The following is a 23039-nucleotide window of genomic DNA, read 5'->3' on the forward strand; positions in this document are numbered from 1 at the left end:
CCGCTACGAACGCAAAGCCGAACACTTCCTCGCCTTCACCAGCATCGCCTGCACCCTCATCTGCTACCGAAGACTCGCCAAATGAGATGACGTCTTAAGCCTGTGCTCGATCGACACGCTCGCCTCGACCAGTCCCGCCCCGTGGCGTCGCTCATTTCGGCACACGGACACCGCCAGGTTGGCCGCCGCCCCGGCCGAGGTGTCATGACCCATCGAGTCGAACACCGCCAGATGCAGCACATCCCCGGCGCGCGCGTAGTTGAACGCGTCCCCTCCCACCTTGTAGGCAGGCTCCAGCGCCGCACCGATGACCACCGACGCATCCGGTAGGCCATGGGCGGCGTCAGATGCCACTGCATTTCCGCGGCCACATTCATCTTCTCGGTCCGCACCAGACGGGCGTGGGCGTCACTGGAGTCCCGTTTGCCGACCACCAGCATCGCCACCACCGACGCCAGCAGCTCCAGGTCCTTGCGCATTCCGTCATCCGTGCGCGCGGTAGTCACCCGCAGCACACCCAGGCGCTGGGTGCCGTCCAGCACCGAACCCACCACATCCCACCGTCCCCGGTCGGATGGTGCGCCAGCGTCTGCGTCTGCTGGAAGGCGCGCCCGGCCACCGTGCCCTCGATGTTCAGCTCCCCCAGACCCGCCGGCGCGCCCTCACGTGCATCCAGACCCCAGCCGGTCACCAGCCGCAGCACATACTGCTGCAGGTCAGCCAGATAGATCAGCACCTCCTGCAGACCCGCCCCCGCGGCCTGTCGCTGAACCTCATCGGGGATCTCCGCAAAAGAGATCAGGTGGCTGCCGCTCAGCAAGCCCGCCACCATCCGCATACCAGCATCGTGACCGGACATATCCGACGATCCCTTCCTGGCGTGTACGGACCCGAGTCCACCGAACCGAAGGGAGGACCGCTCTCCCATACTTGTCCACATGCTGTCGCCAGGTGACGTGGACGGTGGCGCCAGGTCGTCGACACCACACGTGGTCAGGCGGGATCCGCCATGAGTCGTGGTGGCCGGAGGAGGCCGGCGTGTCTGCGGGGCGCAGCCAGCGGATTGGGACGGTGAGGGAGACGGCGCGGAGCTCCACCGGCTCGCCTTCGATGTCGAGGAGCATGCCCGCGAGCCGGTAGTCCGCCGACCACGCCCCTTACAAGGTCACCCAGCACGTCACCGCCGCGCCCGGCCCCCCCTACACTTCAAGGCATTCGTCATCGACGGCGCCGGGCGCCGCTCGATGCCGATCGTCGGATCGCAGGTGCTCCAGCCCTGGCGCGGCCACCAGCCGATCGCCTTGCGCGCGATGGACGGCTCGCGGTTGACGGTGTCGGCGTCCATCTCGTCCGCCCGCGCGGCGGCCGGCTCCGCCAGAACCTCCGGCAGCGCGGGGCCGTCGATGACGGTCACCGGCACGGCCGGGGGCTTGGCGCCGGGACGGGCGGGTCCGTCGGCGCCGGCCGCCCGGCGACCATCCATCCCGCGTCGTCAGCGAGATCCGGTAGACCCTCGCGGAGGACTTTGGCAGAGGGGGCGGGACACGGGTGGTGGCTCCCCGGATGCATGGGCCCGGTGGCGATGCAAGGGTGAGCTCGGCCGCCACGTTCTACCGGAAGAGGAGCCGCCCACCATGGAGAAAGCGCGTCCGGTTCATACTGCGGTCTCGAGTCCGGGCAGGGGTCTGCTGCCCGGCCGGACGTCCGGGCCGCTGAGCGCGGCGGTCGCCGCAGTGGTCGTGGCGGTCGCGGGCGGCTGCGCCTCCCCCCATCCGGCCGCCCACCCGGCGGCCGGCGATGTGCCGCCACCGGCGGTAGCCCTGGTCGGCGACACCTACCGGGTGCCCGAGCCGCTGCCGTCCGGGACACCGGGCGCGCTGATCGCCGCGACCGACCACGGCCCTGATGCCCGGCTGGCCGGTGCCCGCCGCTGGACCGCGCTCTACCACTCCACAAACGCCCACGGCGCGGACGTCCCGGTCAGCGGCACCGTGCTCCTGCCACCCGGCGCCCCACCTCAGGGCGGCTGGCCTGTGGTGTCCTGGGGGCACGGCACGACCGGCGTGGCTGACGCCTGCGCCCCCTCGCAGCTACCCGATCTCGGCTCAGGCGCCTACACCCAGGAACTGGGTGCGCTGCTGCGCGCGGGGTATGCCGTCACCGCCTCGGACTACCCCGGGCTCGGGACTCCGGGGATGCACACTTATCTGGTCGGCGCGGACGAGGGCAACGCGGTGGCCGACATCGTCACCGCCGCGCACCAACTGGTGCCGGGCCTGGGGCGGGTGTGGTTCGCGGTCGGGCACTCCCAGGGTGGTCAGGCCGCCCTGTTCGCCGCGCACGCCGCACACCCGCCTGGCGGTCAGCGCCTGGGCGGGGTCGTGGCCGTCGCCCCGGCCAGCCATCTGGAGGTGATGCTCGCGGGGGTGAAGGCCTCCCACGTTCCGGGCGAGCTGTCCTTCGCGCTGTACTCGCTGGCCGGGCTGGCGGCCACCGACCGCACCGACGCGTCGCTGAGTCTGCGCTCGTTGCTAGGGAACGAGGCGGCCACCACCGCCTCCCGGGTCCTCGCTGGCTGCATCACGACCAGCGACCAAGTGCTCAACGGCCTGGACACCGAGAAGACGCTGCCGTTGAGCGCCGACCAGCTGCAGCGGATTGGGGAGCGGATGGGCGCGTACGGCGACCCCGACCGCGCCCAAATCCCCGTACCCGCACTGATCATCCAAGGTAAGGCCGACCAGGACGTGCCGCCCGCCTGGACCGACCAGGTCGTCGCCCGCCTGCGCCGGCTGGGCTCACGCGCCGTGTTCTACCGCACCTACCCAGGCGCGGGCCACGACCAGGTTCTCGACCGGTCCGTCTGCGACCTGCTGGCCTTCCTCAGCGCCCACGGCGGAATCCGGCCCGCAGCCTGTACCCCGCCGCGCACCGGCACCGGCTGAGCCCGCCGATCGACCAGCTATCCGGGATACTGTTCCCCAGCCGGTAGCCGTGGACCCGCAGGGTGGTGATCCGCAGCAGGTGTGCAGGGCGGGGGAACGACTTCGCCGCGGCGGCGCAGGCCGGCCGTGGTGACATCGAGGGTTTTGGTGGAGCCGAACCAGTTCTCGTCCCAGACCTCGGCCATGTGGGGGAGTCGGAAGCACACCTCCTGAACCACATCCACAACCCGGACACGCACCTGTGGCCGCTCACGTTCCCCGACACGACCATCGACCTGCCCCGCGGGTCCCCGGCACGGAACCGGCTTCGACCCCGACCCCGACCCCGACCCGACGGCGCCGAGGACGCACCGATCCCCGAGGCGCAACCCTTCCTGCGCATCGCCAGCTGAAGATCCGGAAGGCCCGGGAAGAGTACGACGGCCGCCCGCACGCCGAACGCCCTGCCTGTCGGTTCACTCACCTGCGGAAATGAGCTGCCCGACCCGATCCTGGGATGGGGTCGGGAGGCACCAGGCTGTCTTGCCGACACCGCAGTTCACCTGATCCTGCGGCCGGATTGATCAGCAGACAGGTGATGTGCTTCCAGCTAATCGAGTCGACTCGGGGATCGGGTCGCGTAGCGCTACGGCAACAAGCAAGAAGGACGGCCGAGGCGGACGACCGGTTGGTCGCCCGCCTCTTGCATGCCTGGCCGGCTATGGGCAAGCCCCGCAACCCGCGCCGTGGCGCCCGTACGGCTGGCTCACCGGACGCCGCCCGCCGCGGTGGCCGCAGTGATGGCGCAGGTCGGCAGGCCAGGTGAGGGTGAGGCGCAGGCCACCCGAGCCCGACCGGAACCGCTCCGCCACCCGCACCTCCCCCATGACCGCCAACGGGCCCGTGCCCGGCGCGGTCAGGCGGCGCAGCGACGCACCGGACTCCCCGGCCGCCAGCTCGGCCAGCGCGTCGGCGTCGTCGTCGGTGGACCAGCCGGACAACAAGTCCTCGCCGGCCGCGTCGTCGGCCAGGGGCAGCCACGGGTCATCGAGCCCGAATCGATGCGTGGCGCCCTCGGGGCCGGCTGGCACCAGTGAGGCGACCGTCGGCCCCGCGACGGTGACGGGGGCTTCCCCCGATGTCGCGTCCAGGAAGGCGGCGGAATCGGTGGCCGGCGTCCAGAACTCGTACGGGGTCCGCTTCTCCTTCACGATGGCCCGCACATACAACCCCGAGGCCGCGCCCCTGATGAAGTCGTCGAACGAGCGCTCTGTCAGCCTGGTGGTCGGGTGCCAGCCGCCGCACCTGCCTGTCCCTTTCTTCGGGCAGGGAATCGGGCTCCTCTCGTCGCAGCGGACCATCTCGATGTGGCGGATGCCGCTGCGGAACGGCACGGGCGTATTCCACTTCGCGGTGACCCGGCAGGTCAGGGGTGCGCAGCCAGGGCACAGCCATGTCGCTGGACAAGTCCGTGCTGTCGGTTTGCCACACGTTGACGACACCTGCCCGGCGGGCGGCGCGTCACGGGCGGCGAGGTCGCGTGTGCTCCGAAAGTCCGAAGTGCCATGGTGACGGACGCCACTGACATTCGGTCGGTTGAGCCGAAGCACAGTAGTTTTCACCAGCAGAGCCAGTTGAGCTGGTGAATGAGACCGGGCGAAGCAGGCTGGTTGTCACCAGAGAGGCACGGTGCTTGTCACAAGTGCTCGTTCGGCAGCCTTCCTCTCACCAGTAGCGAAGCTCGCAAGCCCCGGTCTGTCCGGGGCGATGGACAGTCTGGTGGAGGGCTGATGAGGACGAGGCGTCCGGCTCGGTACAGGACCTCGTATACGAGCTGGCACTCTCGGGTGATCCGATGCGTCACTTCACCCGGCGCCATGCGGCACCGGCCCCGGCCCCGGCCCCGGCTTGCAGTTTCGACCTTGGCGGGAGGGCGGTAGCGGCTGTCGGGTCCGCCTGCCGCCCCCCCGCGCTCAGAAGGCGTGTCGGACCGGTTCTGCTCCGGTTTGATCAGGAAGTCGATGAGTACCTGGGCGAGTCGTTCGGGCTGGTCTTCGGGGATGAGGGTGGCTGCGGATACGCCCGTCGTCCGTCGTCCCGGGGGCTGCGGTGAACCCGAACCGGGCCCGGGTCTCGACCGTGATGGCTTTGTACGTCAGTAGCGGGTTCTGGCACCGATCTTGGGGAGCCGTCGCGGAGCGTCACCTCGATGTTCGAGGAGGTGCTTCCTGGACGTCAGGTGAGCGGGTCGGCCGTCCGAGGGGCGAAGTGCTGAGCCGGACGCTGCCGCCACTCATGGAGCAGTCGAACAAGTCGGCCGAGGCCAGTTCAGCCCCGCCCACCCGACCACGCTCCAAACCGGTCGCTCACTCCGTCAGCGTTTCTGTGCTCGGTACTGCTTGAGAAGAGCGGTGAGCTTCGCGGGTTCGGCAGCGCCGTTCAACTCCGTCAGGAGAGCGTCAGGGCAGAGCTCGTAGTGGTCACCCCACCACCGCTGCCCCTTGTTGTCCCAAATGCGATACCCGCCGGGTACCCCCCTGGCTACGTACCGTCGCCTGCTTATATCGATCACCCCTCATGGCAGTCTCCCTACACTACAAGCTGCTACTGGAGCAGGATCATCTTCCGGAGCAGGTGGAAGCCGGCTCGTCCGTAGAGCTGCCTCTTGATCTTTTTGATGCGGTTGACGGCGCCTTCGATGCTGCCGGAGCTCCAGTGGAGGGTGAGTCCGGCGGTCACGGCGTCGAGGTCTCGGAGCATGTGGAGTGCGAAGTTGGTGAGGCCGGGTAGTTGGCTGGCGTCGACTGCGTCGATCCAGGTGGGGAGTGTGGCCCCGAGCCGGTCGGTGAGTATTTCGCCGAAGTCGCGGATATGTCCGGCGGCCGTGTCCAGTTCGAGGCAGCGTGCCAGGACGTCCTTCAGAGCGGCCTGGTCGTCCTCGCTCAGCGTGGTGGGGTGCCGGGTTGGCCAGCCGGTCACTTGGCGCACCGTCGGAGGCCGGGGCGGCGTGCCGGCAGGCGTCCCGCGGAGGGTGACGATGTGGGCGCGGACCATCTGGTAGGTGACGGGTGCGTTGTCGGCGAGGAGTTCATTGTGGAGGTGGGTGACGCTGGTGCATCCCGCGGCGAAGCGTCGTTCCAGGTAGGGCTTGTAGGGGTCCAGCCTGCTGGACCGGGGCCGGTTGTCGCGGATGGTGTCCTGCCGGCTTGGGGCGTTCGCGTACCGGAGGACGGTGTTGAGGCCCCAGCCCAGGTGCCGGGCGATCGCCCGGCGTGAGTGGCCTTGGGCAAGGAGGTCGTGGACCAAGGCGTGTGCTGCCTTCTTCCGCTCGGCCCGCCGGCCGACAGGCGCCGAGTCGTCCTGCGGCCGACCGGAACCCAGAGGCGCCTCCGGCAACAGGCTGCTGGGAGACGGGTTGCGCAGGCAGTCGCGGTGGGCGGCGACGCAGGTCTCCACGGCCCAGCCGAGGCCCTGCCACAGATGGAACCGGTCGGCGACCTGAAGAGCGTCGGGGGCGCCGCGGCGGGCACCCTCGGCGTAGGCGCCCGCCCGGTCTCGGCAGATGATCTCCACGCCGGGGTGACGGACCAGCCAGGCGGCCAGCGGTCCGGCTTCACGGGTGGGGAGCACATCGACCACACGATGGTCTTCGACGCTGGTCAAGACGGTGGAGTAGGTATGACCACGACGAACCGCGAAGTCGTCCACACCCAGCACACGCGGAGTACTGAAATGTGGATCAGGCAGCGCCATGACCCTGCGCAACAACGTCATCCGCCCCGCGCCGAAGCCCAGCTGGGCAGCCAGCCGAGCCCCGGCCCGCCCGGCCAGCGCGAGCCCCACTCGCTCCAAGGCGCGGTTGAGCCGAGTCGTGAACCTTGCGTGCGGGGTGGCCAGCCGGGAGAACGGCTCGGCGAAACGTTCGGCGCGGGCAGTCCACCCACCCGCAGATGAAGCGCCGGACCGTCAGCCGGATCGTAAAACCCTGCTCAGCGAGCGGCAGGTCGTTCAGCCGCCGCTGGTAGCGGTCGTGGACTCTGCCCGAGACGCGACCGCAGTCCGGGCATGAAGCTTCGTCCGCGCGGCCTCTCGCCACCACCTCGACCGTGCCGAACCCGTCCGTAACCGCCTCGACATCCACATCGTCGATCCCGGGGAACACCAGCGAGTCCCAGAACGGTGCATCGGTCTGCATGACCAGCACCATCACCGTCCACGAGTGACCGCAATAGCGGCTGGCAGACCCCTGAGGGAGCGTCAATTCCTGTCGTGGGGCGACAAGGCGTACGCGGTCTCACGCGAACCACCCCCTCACAATCGCACATCGAGGTGACGCTCCGCGACGGCTCCCCAAGATCTGTGCCAGAACCCACAACTCGCTGACGAAGCCAATCGCCTCCCGCTGTCCGGCCTCCGGCTCCTGGTCGTCGTGCTCGGGGTCGGCGGCCGGGGGCGCGAGCAGCTGCTCGGGCATCGCCGCCTGCTGGTGCGCGACGACGTCGTACGCCCGGCCCCGCGCGGTGGTGGTGGTGCGTAGCATCTCCCCCACCACCGCACCGGCGAGGACGGCCCGGTCGTAGCTCAAGGAGATGCGGGGTATCTCCCACTCCCCCGCTGTCTGGTCCGGGGTCCGGGGCGCAGCCGGCTCGCCGGGGTCGGCCGGGGGTTGCCGGTCCGGATCGGGGGCGGGGGTCGGTGGGCGGCGGCGGCCGGTGAGGTGGGACAGTGCCCACCGTACGGTGTAGAGGCGGTAGCCGGATTCCAGGCCGCACGGTCGTCGGCTCGCTGATGTCCAGGCAGTGCGTGGAGATGGCGGCGGCCACGATCTTCTCGTCCAGTCCGGGGTCGCGGCGGCGGCCGCGCAGGACGGCGGCGGGCTTCGGCGAGCAGGTGCCGACGGTGGAAGCGGCCGCCGTCGTTCATCACGAACACGGTCGCGGCGACGTCGACGGCCGCCAGCGCTATGTCGACCACGGCGGCGACCCGGGCGGCCCGGATCGCGGCAGCCGCGGCACGGGCGTGCTCGAGGAGGGAGGTGATGATGTCGGCGGCCACGCCGGAGGTGAGGATCGCACTCGTCTTCCACCACGCGCGCAGCTGCGCGAGCGGCTGGGTCTTCTGTTTGGGCGGCCGGGTCTTGCGGGCGGCGATCTGGTTCAGTTTGGCGCGGGCGCGCTCGGAGACCACGGGCCGGAACTTCAGCTCGCCGTCGTCTTTGACGGCGGTGACGTACTCGTGCTCCAGCTCGGCCATGCAGGCGGCGATCTGGTCGCTGCGCCGGGAGGTCCAGCGGTTCAGCTCGTGCGGCACCCCGGCAATCTCCATGACCGGCCGGCGTCCCGGGGTGACGGTGCGCGGCTCGGTCGCCAGTCCCAGCGCCTCGCAGACCTCCGCGGCCACGAACTCGTTGTAGAGCGCGGAGGCGGCCACGGTGTTCTCGTGCAGGGCCGTGGTGTGGATCGAGCCCCACTTCCCGTCCAGGCGCTGCCCCTTCACGGACAGCAGCAGATGGTCATGGAGCAAGAGTCGCCCGGAGCGCGCCTGGTAGTGGCGGAAGCGGGCGGCGACCAGGCCGCCGGGCGGCCGCACCCGGTAGATGCCGTCCTTGCCCAACCGGATCACCGCCACCTCGTCCTCGATCCACTCCAGCACCCGCTCGATCGCCCGCTCGTGCGCGGCCTCGATCACCCGCCGCGTCTCCTCATCCCCAGCGCCCACAACAGGTAGATCGTCGGCTGCGGCCGGAAGACGAAATCGACACCCGTGACCAACACCCGGCGACCGAGAGCGCCGGCGTCGGGGAGTCGCCCTTGGCCAGCCGGTCGGCCTCGATCTGGTCCGCGCACGGGTGCCGGCCCCGCTCGACGAACAAGTTCCGCAGCTGGCTCTCGGTGACCTCCTTTCCCGCCGTCAGACCGAGCACGGCCAGGCGCCGGCCCCATCCATCGCCCGGCCGGGACACCGGCTTCCTCCTGAGCCTTGGCGAGCGGGCGTGCGTGCCGGGCGGCGGCCGTCGCCAACAACGGTCTGGCGCAGGTAGTAGCGGTACATCTGACCGGCCCGGACGACCCTGATATCTGCTGTATGCAGACCACCCCGCACAGCTCTGACCTGCAAGAAAGACCGAGCAGCGGCACGTCCCGCCAGGCGGGAGCAGCGGCCGAACTTTCTTCCCGGCGGCCCGCCAGGCGGGAAATGGTCCCGCACGGCGATCGAGTGTCATCGCTCACCGGCAGCCCTCACACCGATGACCGGGACGACACCGACAAGCACCACTAAGACGTAGCTGGGCATCTCGGGCGCCAACGGAACGCGCACCACCGACGGAGCTTGTGATACTCCCCCTGCTCGCCGTCCGGCCCGAGCGGGGTGGGGCGGAACTGCGGCGGGAACTGATCCGGCTCTCCTGCGAGATCAGCGGGCATCCGTTCTGGAGGGCTGGCGGGTACAGCGCGGTACGGCGGGTGGAACTGCGGCGGGCCGCCGAGACCGCCTCGGGTGGGGAGCCGGAACTGGTGGTGCGCTACGCCGACGGCACCTTCACCGTGTCCCATCCGGGGAAGCGAAGGTGAGGAGCGGGACCCGGGAGCGCCTCGAGCGGTGGCGTGCCGTGCAGGCGTGGCTGACCTGGCAGCACACCAGGTCGCGCGCACCATCCCCGCGCTGGAGGCAGCCTCGGCCGAGGAGCAGAGCCGCCTTCCCTTGCCGCCGCCTCGGGATTGGAAAGAGGAGACGATACGGACCCCGGCGGCCCTCAGGCGCTGCGCGTCCGCGTCGGCGCGAGCGGGACGGGCAAGGGTAAGCCCGTCGAACGGGACCAGGCGGCGTCGGATGCCCGCCGACGGCGTGGAACCCTGTCCGTATTGTTGCCCGGACAACGCTCTCGGCCTGGCCGGCTGACCACGACCCGCCGGCGGCCTTGTACCGGCACTGTGTGCCCGGACTTACCGGGGAGCCGTTTCTTCACCTCGTGCAGGGCGGGTGGGGTCGCACGTGCGCGATGACGAGGGCTACGTCGTCCGCGGCGTCGGAGTGACGTAGCGCGGCCAGCAGCCGGTCGCAGGTCGCCTCCGGGGGGAGGCCGGCATCGGTGAGGAGGCTGAGAAGCAGGTTGAGGCGGTCTTCCAGGGCGTCGTCGCGGGTTTCGACGAGGCCGTCGGTGTACAGGACCAGCCGGTCGCCTGGCGTCAGGTCGAGGACGCTGGTCTCGAACCGGGTGCCGCCGAGGCCGCCTGCGCCGAGCGGAACGCCGGCGGGCAGGTCGAGCAGTTCGGGCGGCTGTCCTGCCCGGATGAGGGCGGGGGGTGGGTGACCGGCGAGGGCGAGTCGGCAGCGGGAGCGGTGCGGGTCGTAGGCGGCGTAGACGCATGTGGCAATGGTCTGGTCCAGTTCGGCGGTGATGTGGTCGAGGTGGCGCAGGACGCGGGCCGGGTCCAGGCCGAGTTCGGCCAGGGTGCGGGTGGCGGTGCGCAGTTGTCCCATGGTGGCGGCGGCGTTGACCCCGTGTCCCATGACGTCCCCGACCACGAGGGCGGTCATGTCCATGGTCTGGGGGATCGCGTCGAACCAGTCGCCGCCGATCCCGCTGGCCGCTTGCGCGGGCTGGTAGCGGTAGGCGATTTCCAGGCCGGCGGCCTGGGGTGGGGGGTGGGGCAGAAGGTGGCGCTGGAGGGTGAGGGCGGTGCCGTTGGCGTGCTGGTACCAGCGGGCGTTGTCGATGGCTATGGCGGCGCGGGTGGCCAGTTCGCCGGCCAGAGTGACGTCGTCGTGGGTGAAGGGGAGTGGATTGCGGGTGCGCAGGAGTCCGAGGACGCCGAGGAGTTGGCCGCGGGCGATCAGCGGCACGGCCAGGTAGGAGTGCGCGCCCTCGTGGGCGAGGAGGGCTGCGGCGGCTTCGTCGCGTGCGATGTGCTCCAGACCGGGGCGGGTGAGGTGTGCCACCAGGACGGGGCGTCCGGTGCTGACGCAGCGCGTGACCAGGCGCTCGGCTGGATAGGTGGTGCGTTCGCCCACCGGGTCGGCGGCGTGGACGGCGTCCGTCTCGTAGGCCGCCGCTACCGCCAGCGCCCGAAAGAGCGCCTGCTCCGTGTAGGGACCGGGGACTGTGGGGGCGCTGCCTTCCAGGACTGAGTCGAGGACGTCGACCGTGGCGAGGTCGGCGAGGTCGGTCACGATGAGAGCGGCGAGTTCGCGGGCGGTGCCTTCCACATCCAGGGTGGTGCCGACGGTGACGGACGCCCGGGCGATGAGGTCCAGGCGTCGGCGTGCTTCGGCTGCCTCGGTGGCAGCGCGGTAGCGGTCGGTGACGTCCACCACCGACAGGGCAACTCCGATTACCCGCCCGCTGGGATCCTCCAGCCGGTAATAGGAGCCCGACCATGCATGCTCCCGGTCCGGGTCGGCGGGGGTAGACCCGATGGCGAACTGGTCCAGCAGAGGAACGCCGGTCTCCAGAACCTGGCGCATGGAGGCTTCGATCACCTCGGTGTCCAGGAACGGCAGCGCCTCACGGACGGTACGGCCAAGGTGCTTCTCGGCCGGCAGGCCGTTGATCCGCTCCAGCGTCGGGTTGACCAGGACGTAGCGCAGATCGGTGTCCAGCACCGCCAGCCCGAGGGGGGACTGCGCCACCAGCCGCACCGACAGCGCCAGGTCCCGCTCCACACCGCGCAAAACGGCCTCGTCGCAGGCGATCCCCAGGGCGTACACGCCTCCGTGCTCGTCGAGGAGTCGCATGTTGCGAAACTCCACCAGCCTCGTGGAGCCGTCCTTGTGCCGTACAGGGAACACCCCGGCCCAGGCGCCACCACCGGCCATGACCTTGGCGAACAGCTCGAGGACCAGGTCGACGTACTCGTCGGCGACCAGCAGCTTGGCCGCGTACCGGCCGAGCGCCTCCTTGGCGGACCAGCCGAACAGCTCCTGGGCCTGAGGGCTCCACAACGTGATCCGCCCCGCGGCGTCCAGCACCACCGCGGCCACGCTCAGCACATCCAGCAGACCGCCGGGCTCGGAGGGAACCACTCCCACCGGGCCGGGCCCGGCCCGGAACACCTCGGACGCGACCATGACCGGACCTCCTTCACCCACTGCGGGCGGCCTCGGGTCCGACCATCCGGCCCTCCGCTCGCCCTTGGCGGCTGTCCTCTCATCCTCCTCCGGCCCCGCCCCGGCGGCAGCCTCCGCCAGCGGCTGCCGGGGGAACGCAACCTGTCAGGTGCCGGAACGAGGGGCCGCCGCGGGAGCTCGGCGTATCCGGGTGGGCATCCGGCCGACCCACCTCTCCTGCGCCCTCCGCGCCTGACCCCGCGCGGCAGTCCGGGAACCGGCGCTGGGGCTGGCCCGGCCACCGCAACGTACGTCACGGACCCTGCCGTGTCGATGGAGGCCCGGATGGACGCGGTGCGCCGTAGGCGGTCAGCTGTAGGGCGATCTGTTCGTAGTCGCGGGGCTGGAGGGCGACCGGGTCGGTCCAGCCGAGGACCGCCGTCATCAGCCCGACGTGAGTCGTACGGTCCAGGGGAAGTTCGGCCTCTAGGGCGTGTGTCGAAAGTATTTTCTGGGGGATCGTCGGGCTGCCCGGCTACGGTACGGGGATGGTGAATTTCGTGCTGGTTGCAGGTGCGCGGCTTGGGGCGTGGGCGTGGGACGAGGTGGTGCCGTATCTGCGTGCGGCTGGCCACGGCGTTTACCCGTTGACGCTGTCCGGTCTTGCTGAAAAGCGGGGCGTACTCGCGGGGCAAGCGACCCACGTCCAGGACATCGTTTCCGAAGTAGAACGCCAGGATTTGCGTGACGTAGTCCTGGTCGGCCACAGCTACTCGGGCATCCCGGTTGGCCAGGCCGCGGAGCGGATCGGCGACCGGCTGGCCCGCGTGGTATTCGTCGACTCAAGTGTTCCAACTGACGGCGAGTCGTTTATCTCCGCCTGGCCAGATGGTGGGGCGGCAGTGAAGGCTTCGATCGCCGAGAACGGTGGGTTTTGGCCGCTCGTGCCAGCTGCTCACTATGACGGCGAGGGTCTCACCGATGAGCAGATCGCACGACTCGTCCGTGGTTCAACGCCTCACCCGGGCGCCACGTTGACCGAGTCCGCCGTGCTCGCTGGGGCGCTCAGTGAACTTCCGGCGACGTACATCCTTTGCCTGCCTGCGGGGGCCGAATCCGACGATGCCGAGCCCGACGAAGACGTGGCCGAGCTGCTAAACAGCAAGCACTGGCGGCTGGTCAAGATGAACACCGGCCATTGGCCGATGTTCTCCCAACCGCGTGAACTGGCGCAGATCTTCATCGAATCTGCCGTGGAGTAACAGCACTTCGCTGCTGGGGGCTCCCCATAGGGCACGCTTCATGTGCGTTGGTCACAGCCATTCGTCGATGGCAGCAACGAGGACGGTCGCCTCGTAGCGGACCGCTAGTTGGTCGTATCGCGTAGCGATGGCGCGGTGCCTCTTGAGGCGGTTGATCCCGCACTCGACCGCGTGGCGCTCACGGTAGTAGACCGGGTCGAAATGTGGCGGCCGGCCACCGCGGGAGCCAAGCTTCTGACGGTTGCGCGCCTGGTCGACCTTGTCCGGGATGGTGCAGCGGATTCCCCGGCGACGCAGGTAAGCGCGGTGCGGCAGGCTGACCACTGCCGGTCAGGAGGTTCCCCCCTGTCTCAGGCGCTGCGGGGTTTGCGGCCGGCGCTCTTCTTCGCCGGAGTCTCCTCGGCGGTCTTCTTCGCCGCTGTTGTCCTCTTGGTGGTCTTCTTCGCAGCGGGCAGGTCGTGCACGGTGACATCGGCGCCACCGGTGCGCGAGGCTTTCGCTTCGCTGACGGACTTCTCCAGCATCGCCGTCAGGTCCACCACCTCCGCCGAGGCCGGTGCGGGGGCCTCGACCGGCTCTGGGCGGGTGCCGGCGGTCTTGGCGTCGATCAGCTTCTCCAGCGCCTGGCGGTACTCGTCGTGCAGCTCGCTAACGTCCCGGCCGGAGAGGGCGGGACCGGCTCCGCGACAACGGCCAGCACCGGGTCACACGATGGCGGGCACTCGCCCCCGCGCTCCGCGCCGAACTGGAACAGCTCGGCTTCCTCCGTTTCTGGCCCGTCATCCCCGACGGCGCCCAGCAGGCAGGACAGACCCGGGCCCCTGGGCGCCGGCACTCGCCCCGAAACGCCCTGGGCCGGGCCAGCAGGCCCGACGAACCATGTATGTGGCCCGGGGGTACTGCGTGCGCGGCGACCGGCAGGATCCGGCAGACTCAGCTCGCCCCGATCACCGGGAAGCCATGGGAAGCCCTTTGGGCACCGGGGACAAGACACTGCCAATCACCGGCAGGCCATCGAAGAGCCCGCCGATAGGCAGAGCAGGAGCCAGGTCGGCTCCGCCGCACTGGATGAAGGGGGTGCCGACGGGGAGTCCGGCGAGGTTGCCGTTGGCGGCGCCTGTTCCGTGGGTGGTCGTCCCTGCTGCGTGGGTGCCGTGGTGGTTGGCACAGTCAGTGCCGAAAGACGGGGGGAGGAAGTCACCAACACCTCCGGCGGACGCCGGAGACGCCGATGCCAGTGCCGCCGCCAGTGCTGTGAGGGTGACCGCTGTGGGTACCTTGCGTCGTTCCACGTCTCGCGCCGTGATGATCACGGTGTGGGGTGTGGGGATCTTTCTGACGAGCAGTGGTCGATGTTGGAGTCGTTGTTGCCTGCGGCGGGCGGGGGCCGTAGGTCGCGGAACCGGCGGCGGTTGATCGACGGTGTGCGGTGGCGGGTGCGGACCGGTGTGCCGTGGCGGGATCTGCCGTGTGCGTACGGGCCCTGGCAGACCGTGTACGGGCTCTTTCGCCGCTGGCAGCGCGAGGGTGTGTGGACCCGGATCCTGACCTTGTCGCAGGCGAGGGCGGATGCGGCCGGACTGATCACGTGGGAGGCGAACGTCGACTCCACGGTCTGCCGGGCCCATCAGCACGCGGCTGGTGCCCGCCGGGACGGGGTCGGATAGAAGGAACCACCCGGCGGCGTGGGCAGTGAGCCGGACGATCACGGGCTGGGCCGTTCGCGGGGCGGGTTCACCACGAAGATCCATCTGGCCTGCGAGCAGGGGCAGAAGCCGTTGTCGTTGCTGGTCACGGCCGGTCAGCGGGGTGACAGCCCGCAGTTCGAGCCCAAGGTGCGCGGTGGCCGTCCCAGGAGCAAGCCGCTGCGGGTGCGTGGTGACAAGGCGTACTCCGCGCGCGCCAACCGTGCTTACCTGCGCAGACGCGGGATCCGCTGCACCATTGCCGAGCCGGCCGACCAGGTCCGCAACCGCAAGCGGCGGGGCCGTGCCGGTGGCCGTCCGCCGGCCTTCGACCGGCAGGACTACAAGGCCCGCCACGCAGTGGAGTGCGGAATCAGCCGCCTCAAGCAGCACCGGGCCGTCGCGACCCGGTATGACAAGCTCGCCTGCCGATTCGAGGCCACCGCGCAAATCGCCGCGATTCACCAGTGGCTGTGAACCAGCGGCCCGGCCACACGGCCTGCCATGCTGACCACGGCATTCGACATCGCACGCAACCGGGGAGGGCCTGTGGCCGCCGAGCACTACTGCGCCGACAGCGAGAACGGCGACCACGTCGACAACCCGTCCCATGACGCCCTGTCCAGGCTGATCAACGACCTCAACGACACGGACAACACCCTCGTCGTCATCCAGCCCGACCAAGACGACCCCCTCTGGTTCGCCTCCGTCGCCGTCCTGGACAACGGCGGATACGAGATCGTCCGCCGCGACACCACCCGCCACGAACACGATGTCGTCGTCGAAACCAGCACCGACCACATCGCGGGCGACCTCACCAAATGGCTGGCCGCCCGCACGTCCTAAAACACGGCCTAGGTCACCGGTATGGCCTGCCTCCAGCAGGACCGAACAGGGTGGGTCCGTTCGCCCCGCAAGCGGCGGGGCCCCGGCGCGGAGCGCCTTCAAAGGGGCCTAGCTGCGCCGTCTCATGACATTGGTTCCTCGCTGTCAGGCTTGGCGGGCATAAGACGCGAGGCGATCGGCGAGCGCGATGACGAGGTCGCGTAGTTCATCGGGGCGCTCGATGACGAACGGCCGGTCGAGTGAGGCGAGTATCCGAGGCAACCAGTCGAGCTGCTGCGCCCGTAGCTCGACGCGCAGCCAGTGCTCGGCTGCCGGGTCCTGGCCGGCCGCGGGTTCGTGCTCCTCCAGGCTCGCGACGCTGGCTGGGAGGTGGGCGCGGATCTGCTCAGCTGTCCCGTGGATCCGCAAGGTGACCTGATGCCTGTACTCGGCCGTGGCGAATCCTGACAACACGCGCTGTGCCGGACCGGGACCCACGGGCGCTTCGAATGAGCCGGGCAGGGCCCTCGCGGCTGCGATGCGATCGAGCCGGAGGGTTCGGTCCTCGCCCGCCTTGGCGTCCTTGCCCGTCACATACCACCGGCCCGCATGGGCGACGATCCCGTATGCGTGCAGTGTGCGTTCGCTGCGCCGTCCGTCGCGATCGGTGTAGCGGATCGAGACCGGTCGGCGATGGCGCACCGCATCGGCGATGGTGAGCAGGAGCCCGGCGTCCGGGTGGTCCAACTCGCCGGGCTGATCCGTGAAGGCGAGAGCTTCCAGGAGTGTGTCGAGCCGGCGGGCGATGTGCTTGGGCAGCACCCGCCGGATCTTCGCTGACGCCGTCTCGTTTGCCGTGCGCTCCGTCGTCGTCAGCTCTGCCCGGCGGCCGACGACCAGACCGAGCAGCACTGCCAGCGCCTCGTCGTCGCTGAGCATGAGCGGAGGCAAGCGGTACCCGGGAGCCAGCCGGTACCCGCCGCTAGCGGCCGCGCACCGACTCCACGGGCACGTCCAGGTCGATCAGCTGGTCCACATACCGCCGTACAGTGCGCCCTTCGACGCCGAGACGGTCGGCTAGCTCGGCCACAGTCCGGGTGCCGCCCGACTGCAGCAGCTCCAGGAGTGTCAGCACGCGGCCGGTGGGTCGTGGCATGTTCGGAGCCTAACGCGAATACAGGACCGATTCTGTCCACTATTTCTTCTAGCCTGCGACGTGCACGCCTCCAGCACAGCCAAGGAGATTCCCATGGACTTCGTCTCGATCCGCATCATCACCAGCGACGTCGCACGCCTCGTTGAGTTCTACGAGCGTGCTACAGGGATGCAGGCGATATGGTCCACCGAGGACTTCGCCGAACTCAAGACCGCGCGCGCAACTCTCGCGATCGCCAGCACCCGCACCGTCCCGCTGTTCGCCCCGGGCTCTGCCCGCCCGGCGGACAACTACAGCGTGATCACCGAGTTCCTCGTCGACGACGTGGACCGCGTTCACCAGAACCTGACCGGCTTCGTCACCGACTTCGTCAACGAGCCCACCACGATGCCCTGGGGCAACCGGTCGCTGTTGTTCCGCGACCCCGACGGCAACCTCGTCAACTTCTTCACCCCCGTCACCCCGGAGGCCATCGAAAAGTTCGCACGCTGACGCCACGTACAGCCGCTCACGCGGGAGCCCCGAGATCCCAGGGCTCCCGGTGAACGCGGCCGCCGAGTCCGGGAGCGCCACGAGCAGGGGACATCGGAACGCACCACTGGCCCCGAAGGACGTCTGCGCTTGTGCCTGCGGGTCGATGCCGGACGTCCGATCGCACACGTCGCTGCGGAAGCAGGAATCTCCCGCCGCTGCCTAGCCAAGTGGTACGCCCGCTGGCTCACCCACGGCGAGGACGGCCTGACGGATCGCTCCTCCCAACCCATCGCCCGCCCCAACCGCACGAGCGAGCACATCGCCGATCTGGTAGAGGCGCTGCGGCGCCAGACCAAGTACGGGCCCGCCCGGCTCGCCGCCGAACTGGAGAAGCTGCACGGCATCACCGTGGCACCGGCCACCGTGCACCGAGTCCTCGTCCGGCGAGGGCTCAGCCGCCTGCGCGATCTCGATCCGCCCACCGGCGAGCAACTGCGCGGCGTCGTCCGCTACGAGCACGACCGGGTTGGCGACCTGGTCCACGTCGATGTCAAGAAGCTCGGTGGCCGGGGGCTACGCACGGCGCACGGTTGGTCCCAGGCCCGTCTGGCCGACGAGTTCAACACAAGCCACGGGACAACGCTCACGAGGGAGTACATCGCGCGGTGGGAGCGCGGGAAAGTCGCCCCGGGGGGCTTCTATCTCGCGGCGCTGTGGCAGATGCGCCGTACGTTCCTGACCGACGTGGCCAGCACCGCCATAGCCCCCGTCGTCGCCTCCGACCTGTTGGCGCGGGGGTTCGCCGCCCGACTGACCGGCGGACCCGACGCGCAGGAGTGGGAGGCCAAGCTCGCCGCGTACGGGAGCGATTACATGTCGATGGGTGCGGCCGACATCCAACGCCGGGTGTCGGGCGAGCTGGTCGTCATTCAGCAGCAGCTCGACGCCCCACGGCTTTGGTCGGCGGCCGCCCGCCTCATGACCACCGAAATTGGTCAGTCTTGCCGCGGCCCGCGGGGTGGCCGCCGGCGCCGGTGCGGCGGTGCGGTTCGTTCAGGCCGATGTGTATGACGCCGTCGAAGCGCTCAAAGGCGAGACGTTCGATGTGGTGTATACCGGCCGCGGTTCGCTGATCTATCTGCCGGATCTTTCGGCCTGGGCCGAGACGGTGGCGCGGCTGGTCAAGCTGCGCGGTGGGTCTGGCCGGCAGCGGCGCCGGCAGGAGCCTGACCGCACCGCTGACCTTGCGCTACGACTACCTGGGCGGGGGTGAGCCCGCGCGCCACCGGAAACCGGGATGCCGGCGCCTGGGGATCGGGCTCGATCAGCCGCCACTCACCCTGCCGCCGGCCGTCCCGCCAGGTCTGCATGGGCAGGAACGGCTCACTGGCCTGGCCGATCGCGTCCATGACACCGAGATCGTCCAGCACTTCCAGGGTGCGCGGCTGCAGGCTTTTGCCCCGTGAGCCGCCGAACAGGTGCTCTTCGGCCTCCACGACGTGCGTTCGTACGCCGCGCCGGGCCAGGTCGCAGGCGAGTACCAATCCAGTCGGTCCGGCGCCGACAACCAGAACGTCCACGGCGCCGGCAGCGGGCACCCCATGAGGCTCGGCAGGCATGTCCGTCACCCTTTCTGCCATCTGACACAGCCAGGAATGCACCACCCGGCGAACTGCCGCACGATGCGGAATATGCCCGTTCAGCGGATGTGCCTGACGCACGTGCGCCACGATCGCCCGCATGGCCCCATGGCCTGACCCCGCGAGGAGCACCGCATGGCCTCCGCCGGCGCAGCCATCGCCTGCCCCTTCGATTTCCACGACAGTCTCGTCTTCGACCCGCTCCTGGCCCGACTCATGGCCCAGGGCCCGGTGACACGGATCCGTTTGCCCTACGGTGAGTGCGAGGCATGGCTGGTCACCACCTTCGACGGCGTCCGTCAGGTGACGACCGACCCGCGTTTCAGCCGTGCCGCGATCGTCGGCCACGACTATCCCCGGCTCACCCCGGAACCCATCGTCTCCCCAGAGTCGATCAACGTCCTCGACCCGCCGGACGGCAGCCGCCTGCGCCGCGCCGCCGCCCGCGCCTTCACGGCCAGGAACGTTCGGGCCATGCGGCCGGCCATCGAACGCGTAGCCCACCGGCTGCTGGACGAGATGGTCGAGCACGGCCCGCCGGCCGACCTGGCGCACCACCTGTCCGTACCACTGCCTCAGCACACCATTTGCGAACTGCTCGCCGTACCCGACACCGACCGTCCGGACCTGCTGCGCCAGACCCGGCAGATGCTGGCCACATCACCGGATGCACGGCAAGCCGCGGCCGGCGCCAAACAGTGCTTGCGCGGCTACTTCACCGCCATGATCGTCGAGCGGCGGACCAAGCCGGGTAACGACCTCATCAGCGTCATGGCCGCCTGTGACCAGGACGGCGACGAACCCTTGGACGACGACGAACTGGCCGTCCTGGCGCTGACGCTCATCCTCAGCGGGAACGACACGGCCACCTGCCAGATCAGCAACATCGTCTACACACTGCTCACCGAACCCGCGACGATCGCCCTGCTGCGGACCACCCCGAACGGCTGACCGGGGTGCTGGACGAACTCCTGCGGCTGATCCCCTTCCGTAAGGGCGTCGGCATCCCGCGCATCGCCTCACAGGACGCGGAAGTCGAAGGCATCCTCATCCCGGCAGGAGACTTCGTCCACGTCTCCTACCTGGCCGCCAACCGGGATCCCGCCGTTTTCCACGAGCCCGACACCTTCCACCCCGACCGCACGCCTCATCCCCACATGACCTTCGGCTGGGGCGGACACCATTGCGTCGCCACCCACCTGGCCCTCGCCGAACTCCACACCGCCATCCGCACCTTGCTCACCCGCTTCCCCCGCCTGCGGCTCGCCGTACCCTCCGAAGAAATCCAGTGGGACACGGCAGCGATCCGACGCTTCCCCAAGCGACTCCCCGTGACCTGGTGAAACCACCACCCGACTCGCGCGACCATCCGCCGATTCCGGGCCGGCCTCGCCTGAACCGTTCCGGGTTCGATAGGGACTCACCTGGCCCGCTGAGACCGGAGAGGTGGCCCGGGTCACCGATCCGGCCCAACCGCCGTAACCGGCTACCTGCCCGTGCTGTTTGAAGGGTCGCACGTGCCGTACTCCCCACGGCAGGTCCACATTCACTAGGAGATCTTGATGTCACGTATCACAAAGACCGTAGCGGTTACCGCCTCAGCCGCCGCCCTCCTCGCCGGCGGCGCCGGCCTGGCAGCCGCGGACGCCACCGCCGAGGGCGCTGCCATCGGCTCCCCCGGCGTCCTGTCCGGCAACGTCGTCCAGGTGCCCATCCACATCCCGATCAACGTCTGCGGCAACACCGTCAACGTCGTCGGCCTCCTCAACCCCGCCTTCGGCAACGTCTGCATCAACAAGAGCGGCGATGACAAGGAAGACCACTACAAGGCCGAGCACCACCACAAGGACCAGCACGGCGAGTACTGAGCACCACAGGCCCCCGACCCGCCGGCAGCCACAGCGCCGGAGCCGACAGAGCACGCGATCCTCCGAACCAGCCGCACAGCACACCCCCTGAGCGGTCCGGCCTCCCCCACCTCCAAAGGAGGCCGGACCGCCACCCCACACGGCGCGCACTCGACACCCCAGAAGTGGGACACTCCCCGCAACATGCCACGCTGACCCCGACGGCGTCACCACGCCCGGTCGGCGCGGCGGATACGCGTACCGCTCTCGAGGACGGGATGGGGCGAGAGAAACCGGGCAAGCCGCACAACCGCGCCGGCCTCCTCGAGATCTACCTGTGGGCCGCGTTCCCCTACGACAATCCGCCTTCAAGGTCAGTAGCCGGGATTCGCATCCCACAGGCTTTCCAGCGCGAGCGCGCTCCGGACGCCCGCCCGGGCCCGGACCGTGATCTGCCGGCACAACGCGTCCAACGCGACCCCGTCGTCCGCGACGTGGGCCTCGACCACCGCCCAACCCGGCAACCCGTCCACGCCCGGCAGGCGCACCACATGGTGGTCACTACGGCCGGTGATCAGCACGGCCAGCAACGCCAGGTACTCACGCTGCAAGTCGGAACCGAACCCGTCAGCCTCGCCGTCGGGGCCGGCCAAGACAGCGGGATGCCCGCCGGCCAGCAGCACGCACGTCGCGTCAGCCGCCCGGATCACCGCCTCGAACCCCCTCGCACCCAACCGCGCCCGCAGGCCCTCCAGATAGGTGCCGAGCAAGTCCGGTCCCCCGCCCCCACGATCCTCACGTGCGTTCATCGCTTCCTCCGCGCCCACTCCCCCCACGACTACGCCCAACACCGCGCCCGGACAGGGGGCATCGGCGATCCCGCGCGCTCGGCTTCCCATGCGCTGACCCCGTGGGGTAGGCGAATGCCGGCATCCGCATCCCCAAAGACGCCTTCCGGGGAGATCGCGGGCGGCACACTGGCGCCGGCTGGCCGATCGAGGTCAGGCGCTCACGAGCCACACACAGCCGACGGCACCGGGCAGGCGGGCAACGACACCACACAAAGCTGATGCACCGACGGACCCGCTCCGCCGACCCGGTGCGCCATAGTGGACGAGGCGGGGTCTCGTGGGAAGGCCACCAGAGGCCATCCCTGTGTAGCGGTCACCTCAGCGGAGGCCCCACCCCTTCCCTACGGTTGGCGAGCCCCGGCCCAGCATGACCACCCTTCCCAAACGGTTCTGCTGCGTCGCGGAGCGACACATCCCGGGTTAGACATTGGCTATGACCCAGGATCCGGACCAGGAAAGCCGAAGCGAAGCCGTACGGTCAGCGCGACAGGGCACCGCCCGCGCCGCGCTCGGCGGGGCCTTGATCGGCGCACTGACCGGTCTAACGGGCAGCGTGCTGGTCTTCGTCCAGGCCGGTAGGAACCAAGAGGCCGTGGAGAAGGCGAGGCGGTCCGACGTCCGCCGGGTGGCATACGCCGGCGTGGGAACGAGTTTCCTGTCCTTCAAGACCGAGATCCTCGGAGTTCGGAACTTCATCACCAATCCGAACATGACGGTCGATGAGCGAGAGAACCAGTACAACCTCAAGTACATCCCTGCCTACGCCAAGCTGCAGCAGGCAGATCTCACGGCACGCCTGGTGGCCTCGAGCTCCGGCAAGCAGGCCCTGGCCAAGGCACGTCCCCACCGCGAGAAGCTGAAGGACATGATCTCAGCGGCGTATACCGATGAGCACCTCGACGGCAAGAAGTTCACCAAGGAGTTCGACGCCGCCCTGCTGAAGTACGAGGAACTGGTTTACAGGATCATGGATGAGGTCGACGAGGAAGTGCTCTAGAACGCCGTCGGCTTGGCCACTTCGCTCATACCGCCGGGCCGTGACTGCCATCTCTCGCTTTAGCGTCAGTGTGCGAACTGCGTATCTCCGACCAGATGACAGCGGCCAGGCCTCGTTCTCTCACCTCGCTGCGCTCGGCTTCCTCAATGGGCGAGCGTCCGCTGAGGAACCGCCGGGCGGCCCGGGGGCCGGCGCCACCGTCAGATGGCGCCGGCCCTCCGGTACAACCGCTGGACTAACTGATCGTTTCAAAATGAGGTTCGCAGGCGGCGGAGGCATATGAGGCTGCAGGCCAGTTCGAGCAGTCCCTGGTGGAGATCGGCGCGTCGT

At 69.5% G+C, this 23039-nt stretch carries 19 protein-coding genes and 7 pseudogenes; 10 read left to right on the forward strand and 16 right to left on the reverse strand.

Annotated features, from left to right (window positions below):
• Positions 1-63 precede the first annotated feature (63 nt).
• From ABZ934_RS31885 to ABZ934_RS31895, 3 genes are all read right to left on the reverse strand, one after another.
• A complete protein-coding gene (locus tag ABZ934_RS31885; RefSeq protein ID WP_361319869.1) occupies positions 64-354 on the reverse strand; it encodes a hypothetical protein in 291 nt (96 codons plus the stop codon).
• Positions 355-502: 148 nt separating this feature from the next.
• Positions 503-838, reverse strand: coding sequence for a hypothetical protein (locus ABZ934_RS31890; protein ID WP_361319872.1), 336 nt, complete (start codon positions 836-838; stop codon positions 503-505).
• 339 nt (positions 839-1177) lie between these two features.
• Positions 1178-1414, reverse strand: coding sequence for a hypothetical protein (locus ABZ934_RS31895; protein WP_361319875.1), 237 nt, complete (start codon positions 1412-1414; stop codon positions 1178-1180).
• 220 nt (positions 1415-1634) lie between these two features.
• Between ABZ934_RS31895 and ABZ934_RS31900 the strand changes: the two genes are divergently transcribed.
• Entirely contained in the window at positions 1635-2945 is a 1311-nt protein-coding gene (locus tag ABZ934_RS31900) for an alpha/beta fold hydrolase (protein WP_361319878.1), read from the forward strand.
• A gap of 698 nt (positions 2946-3643) precedes the next feature.
• On the opposite strand, the gene ABZ934_RS31905 is transcribed toward ABZ934_RS31900, so the two are convergent.
• The 7 genes and pseudogenes from ABZ934_RS31905 to mobF form a co-directional block, all read right to left on the reverse strand.
• Positions 3644-4318 carry a hypothetical protein gene (locus ABZ934_RS31905; protein WP_361319881.1) on the reverse strand — a complete coding sequence of 225 codons (675 nt, stop codon included), beginning with the start codon at positions 4316-4318 and terminating at the stop codon, positions 3644-3646.
• 678 nt (positions 4319-4996) lie between these two features.
• Positions 4997-5068: pseudogene (locus ABZ934_RS31910) on the reverse strand (XRE family transcriptional regulator); the annotation flags it as partial.
• A gap of 230 nt (positions 5069-5298) precedes the next feature.
• Positions 5299-5487, reverse strand: coding sequence for a hypothetical protein (locus ABZ934_RS31915; RefSeq protein ID WP_078624200.1), 189 nt, complete (start codon positions 5485-5487; stop codon positions 5299-5301).
• 41 nt (positions 5488-5528) lie between these two features.
• Positions 5529-6587, reverse strand: coding sequence for a transposase (locus ABZ934_RS31920; protein WP_361319884.1), 1059 nt, complete (start codon positions 6585-6587; stop codon positions 5529-5531).
• Between the two features lie 76 nt (positions 6588-6663).
• A complete protein-coding gene (locus tag ABZ934_RS31925; RefSeq protein ID WP_361319916.1) occupies positions 6664-7131 on the reverse strand; it encodes a transposase family protein in 468 nt (155 codons plus the stop codon).
• A gap of 87 nt (positions 7132-7218) precedes the next feature.
• Entirely contained in the window at positions 7219-7509 is a 291-nt protein-coding gene (locus tag ABZ934_RS31930; RefSeq protein ID WP_361319887.1) for a hypothetical protein, read from the reverse strand.
• Positions 7506-8681: pseudogene (gene mobF / locus ABZ934_RS31935) on the reverse strand (MobF family relaxase); the annotation flags it as partial. The gene ABZ934_RS31930 and the pseudogene mobF, both read right to left, overlap by 4 nt.
• A gap of 575 nt (positions 8682-9256) precedes the next feature.
• Between mobF and ABZ934_RS31940 the strand changes: the two are divergent.
• Entirely contained in the window at positions 9257-9496 is a 240-nt protein-coding gene (locus ABZ934_RS31940) for a hypothetical protein (protein WP_361319890.1), read from the forward strand.
• A 391-nt stretch (positions 9497-9887) separates the two neighbouring features.
• Here ABZ934_RS31940 and ABZ934_RS31945 read toward each other — a convergent pair whose 3' ends face one another.
• Complete coding sequence (locus ABZ934_RS31945; protein WP_361319893.1) at positions 9888-11993, reverse strand: SpoIIE family protein phosphatase; 2106 nt, start codon at positions 11991-11993, stop codon at positions 9888-9890.
• Between the two features lie 527 nt (positions 11994-12520).
• Between ABZ934_RS31945 and ABZ934_RS31950 the strand changes: the two genes are divergently transcribed.
• Positions 12521-13234: an alpha/beta hydrolase gene (locus ABZ934_RS31950; RefSeq protein ID WP_361319897.1), complete on the forward strand. Its 714-nt coding sequence runs from the start codon at positions 12521-12523 to the stop codon at positions 13232-13234.
• Positions 13235-13285: 51 nt separating this feature from the next.
• On the opposite strand, the pseudogene ABZ934_RS31955 reads toward ABZ934_RS31950, so the two are convergent.
• Together ABZ934_RS31955 and ABZ934_RS31960 are read right to left on the reverse strand one after the other, a co-directional pair.
• A pseudogene (locus ABZ934_RS31955) lies at positions 13286-13441 on the reverse strand (IS5/IS1182 family transposase); the annotation flags it as partial.
• Between the two features lie 143 nt (positions 13442-13584).
• Positions 13585-13776, reverse strand: coding sequence for a hypothetical protein (locus ABZ934_RS31960; protein ID WP_361319900.1), 192 nt, complete (start codon positions 13774-13776; stop codon positions 13585-13587).
• Between the two features lie 774 nt (positions 13777-14550).
• Here ABZ934_RS31960 and ABZ934_RS31965 point away from each other — a divergent pair.
• Positions 14551-15396: pseudogene (locus ABZ934_RS31965) on the forward strand (IS5 family transposase).
• A 27-nt stretch (positions 15397-15423) separates the two neighbouring features.
• Positions 15424-15765: a hypothetical protein gene (locus tag ABZ934_RS31970; RefSeq protein WP_361319903.1), complete on the forward strand. Its 342-nt coding sequence runs from the start codon at positions 15424-15426 to the stop codon at positions 15763-15765.
• 144 nt (positions 15766-15909) lie between these two features.
• Here ABZ934_RS31970 and ABZ934_RS31975 read toward each other — a convergent pair.
• Positions 15910-16900: pseudogene (locus tag ABZ934_RS31975) on the reverse strand (YafY family protein).
• Between the two features lie 93 nt (positions 16901-16993).
• On the opposite strand from ABZ934_RS31975, the gene ABZ934_RS31980 reads away from it, so the two are divergent.
• Both ABZ934_RS31980 and ABZ934_RS31985 read left to right on the forward strand, forming a co-directional pair.
• A complete protein-coding gene (locus ABZ934_RS31980) occupies positions 16994-17392 on the forward strand; it encodes a VOC family protein (protein WP_361319905.1) in 399 nt (132 codons plus the stop codon).
• 123 nt (positions 17393-17515) lie between these two features.
• A complete protein-coding gene (locus ABZ934_RS31985; RefSeq protein WP_361319919.1) occupies positions 17516-18445 on the forward strand; it encodes a helix-turn-helix domain-containing protein in 930 nt (309 codons plus the stop codon).
• A 305-nt stretch (positions 18446-18750) separates the two neighbouring features.
• Here the strand turns inward: ABZ934_RS31985 and ABZ934_RS31990 are convergent.
• A pseudogene (locus tag ABZ934_RS31990) lies at positions 18751-18993 on the reverse strand (FAD-dependent oxidoreductase); the annotation flags it as partial.
• Positions 18994-19149: 156 nt separating this feature from the next.
• Here ABZ934_RS31990 and ABZ934_RS31995 point away from each other — a divergent pair.
• Together ABZ934_RS31995 and ABZ934_RS32000 are read left to right on the forward strand one after the other, a co-directional pair.
• Positions 19150-20357, forward strand: a pseudogene (locus ABZ934_RS31995) (cytochrome P450).
• Positions 20358-20576: 219 nt separating this feature from the next.
• Positions 20577-20882, forward strand: coding sequence for a chaplin (locus ABZ934_RS32000; protein ID WP_361319908.1), 306 nt, complete (start codon positions 20577-20579; stop codon positions 20880-20882).
• Between the two features lie 353 nt (positions 20883-21235).
• Here the strand turns inward: ABZ934_RS32000 and ABZ934_RS32005 are convergent, their stop codons facing one another.
• Positions 21236-21631 carry a hypothetical protein gene (locus tag ABZ934_RS32005; RefSeq protein ID WP_361319911.1) on the reverse strand — a complete coding sequence of 132 codons (396 nt, stop codon included), beginning with the start codon at positions 21629-21631 and terminating at the stop codon, positions 21236-21238.
• A gap of 514 nt (positions 21632-22145) precedes the next feature.
• Here ABZ934_RS32005 and ABZ934_RS32010 point away from each other — a divergent pair.
• Entirely contained in the window at positions 22146-22709 is a 564-nt protein-coding gene (locus ABZ934_RS32010; protein ID WP_361319913.1) for a hypothetical protein, read from the forward strand.
• The last annotated feature ends 330 nt before the right edge of the window (positions 22710-23039 follow it).

The sequence above is a fragment of the Streptomyces sp. NPDC046557 genome (genome assembly GCF_040645975.1).
Lineage (GTDB): Bacteria > Actinomycetota > Actinomycetes > Streptomycetales > Streptomycetaceae > Streptomyces.

Coding starts and splice junctions, on each gene's coding strand:
- ABZ934_RS32010 (WP_361319913.1), top strand. CDS start 22,146: ATGACCCAGGATCCGGACCAGGAAAGCCGAAGCGAAGCCGTACGGTCA.
- ABZ934_RS31900 (WP_361319878.1), top strand. CDS start 1,635: ATGGAGAAAGCGCGTCCGGTTCATACTGCGGTCTCGAGTCCGGGCAGG.
- ABZ934_RS32000 (WP_361319908.1), top strand. CDS start 20,577: ATGTCACGTATCACAAAGACCGTAGCGGTTACCGCCTCAGCCGCCGCC.
- ABZ934_RS31890 (WP_361319872.1), bottom strand. CDS start 838: ATGCGGATGGTGGCGGGCTTGCTGAGCGGCAGCCACCTGATCTCTTTT.
- ABZ934_RS31950 (WP_361319897.1), top strand. CDS start 12,521: ATGGTGAATTTCGTGCTGGTTGCAGGTGCGCGGCTTGGGGCGTGGGCG.
- ABZ934_RS31970 (WP_361319903.1), top strand. CDS start 15,424: ATGCTGACCACGGCATTCGACATCGCACGCAACCGGGGAGGGCCTGTG.
- ABZ934_RS31980 (WP_361319905.1), top strand. CDS start 16,994: ATGGACTTCGTCTCGATCCGCATCATCACCAGCGACGTCGCACGCCTC.
- ABZ934_RS31925 (WP_361319916.1), bottom strand. CDS start 7,131: ATGGTGCTGGTCATGCAGACCGATGCACCGTTCTGGGACTCGCTGGTG.
- ABZ934_RS31945 (WP_361319893.1), bottom strand. CDS start 11,993: ATGGTCGCGTCCGAGGTGTTCCGGGCCGGGCCCGGCCCGGTGGGAGTG.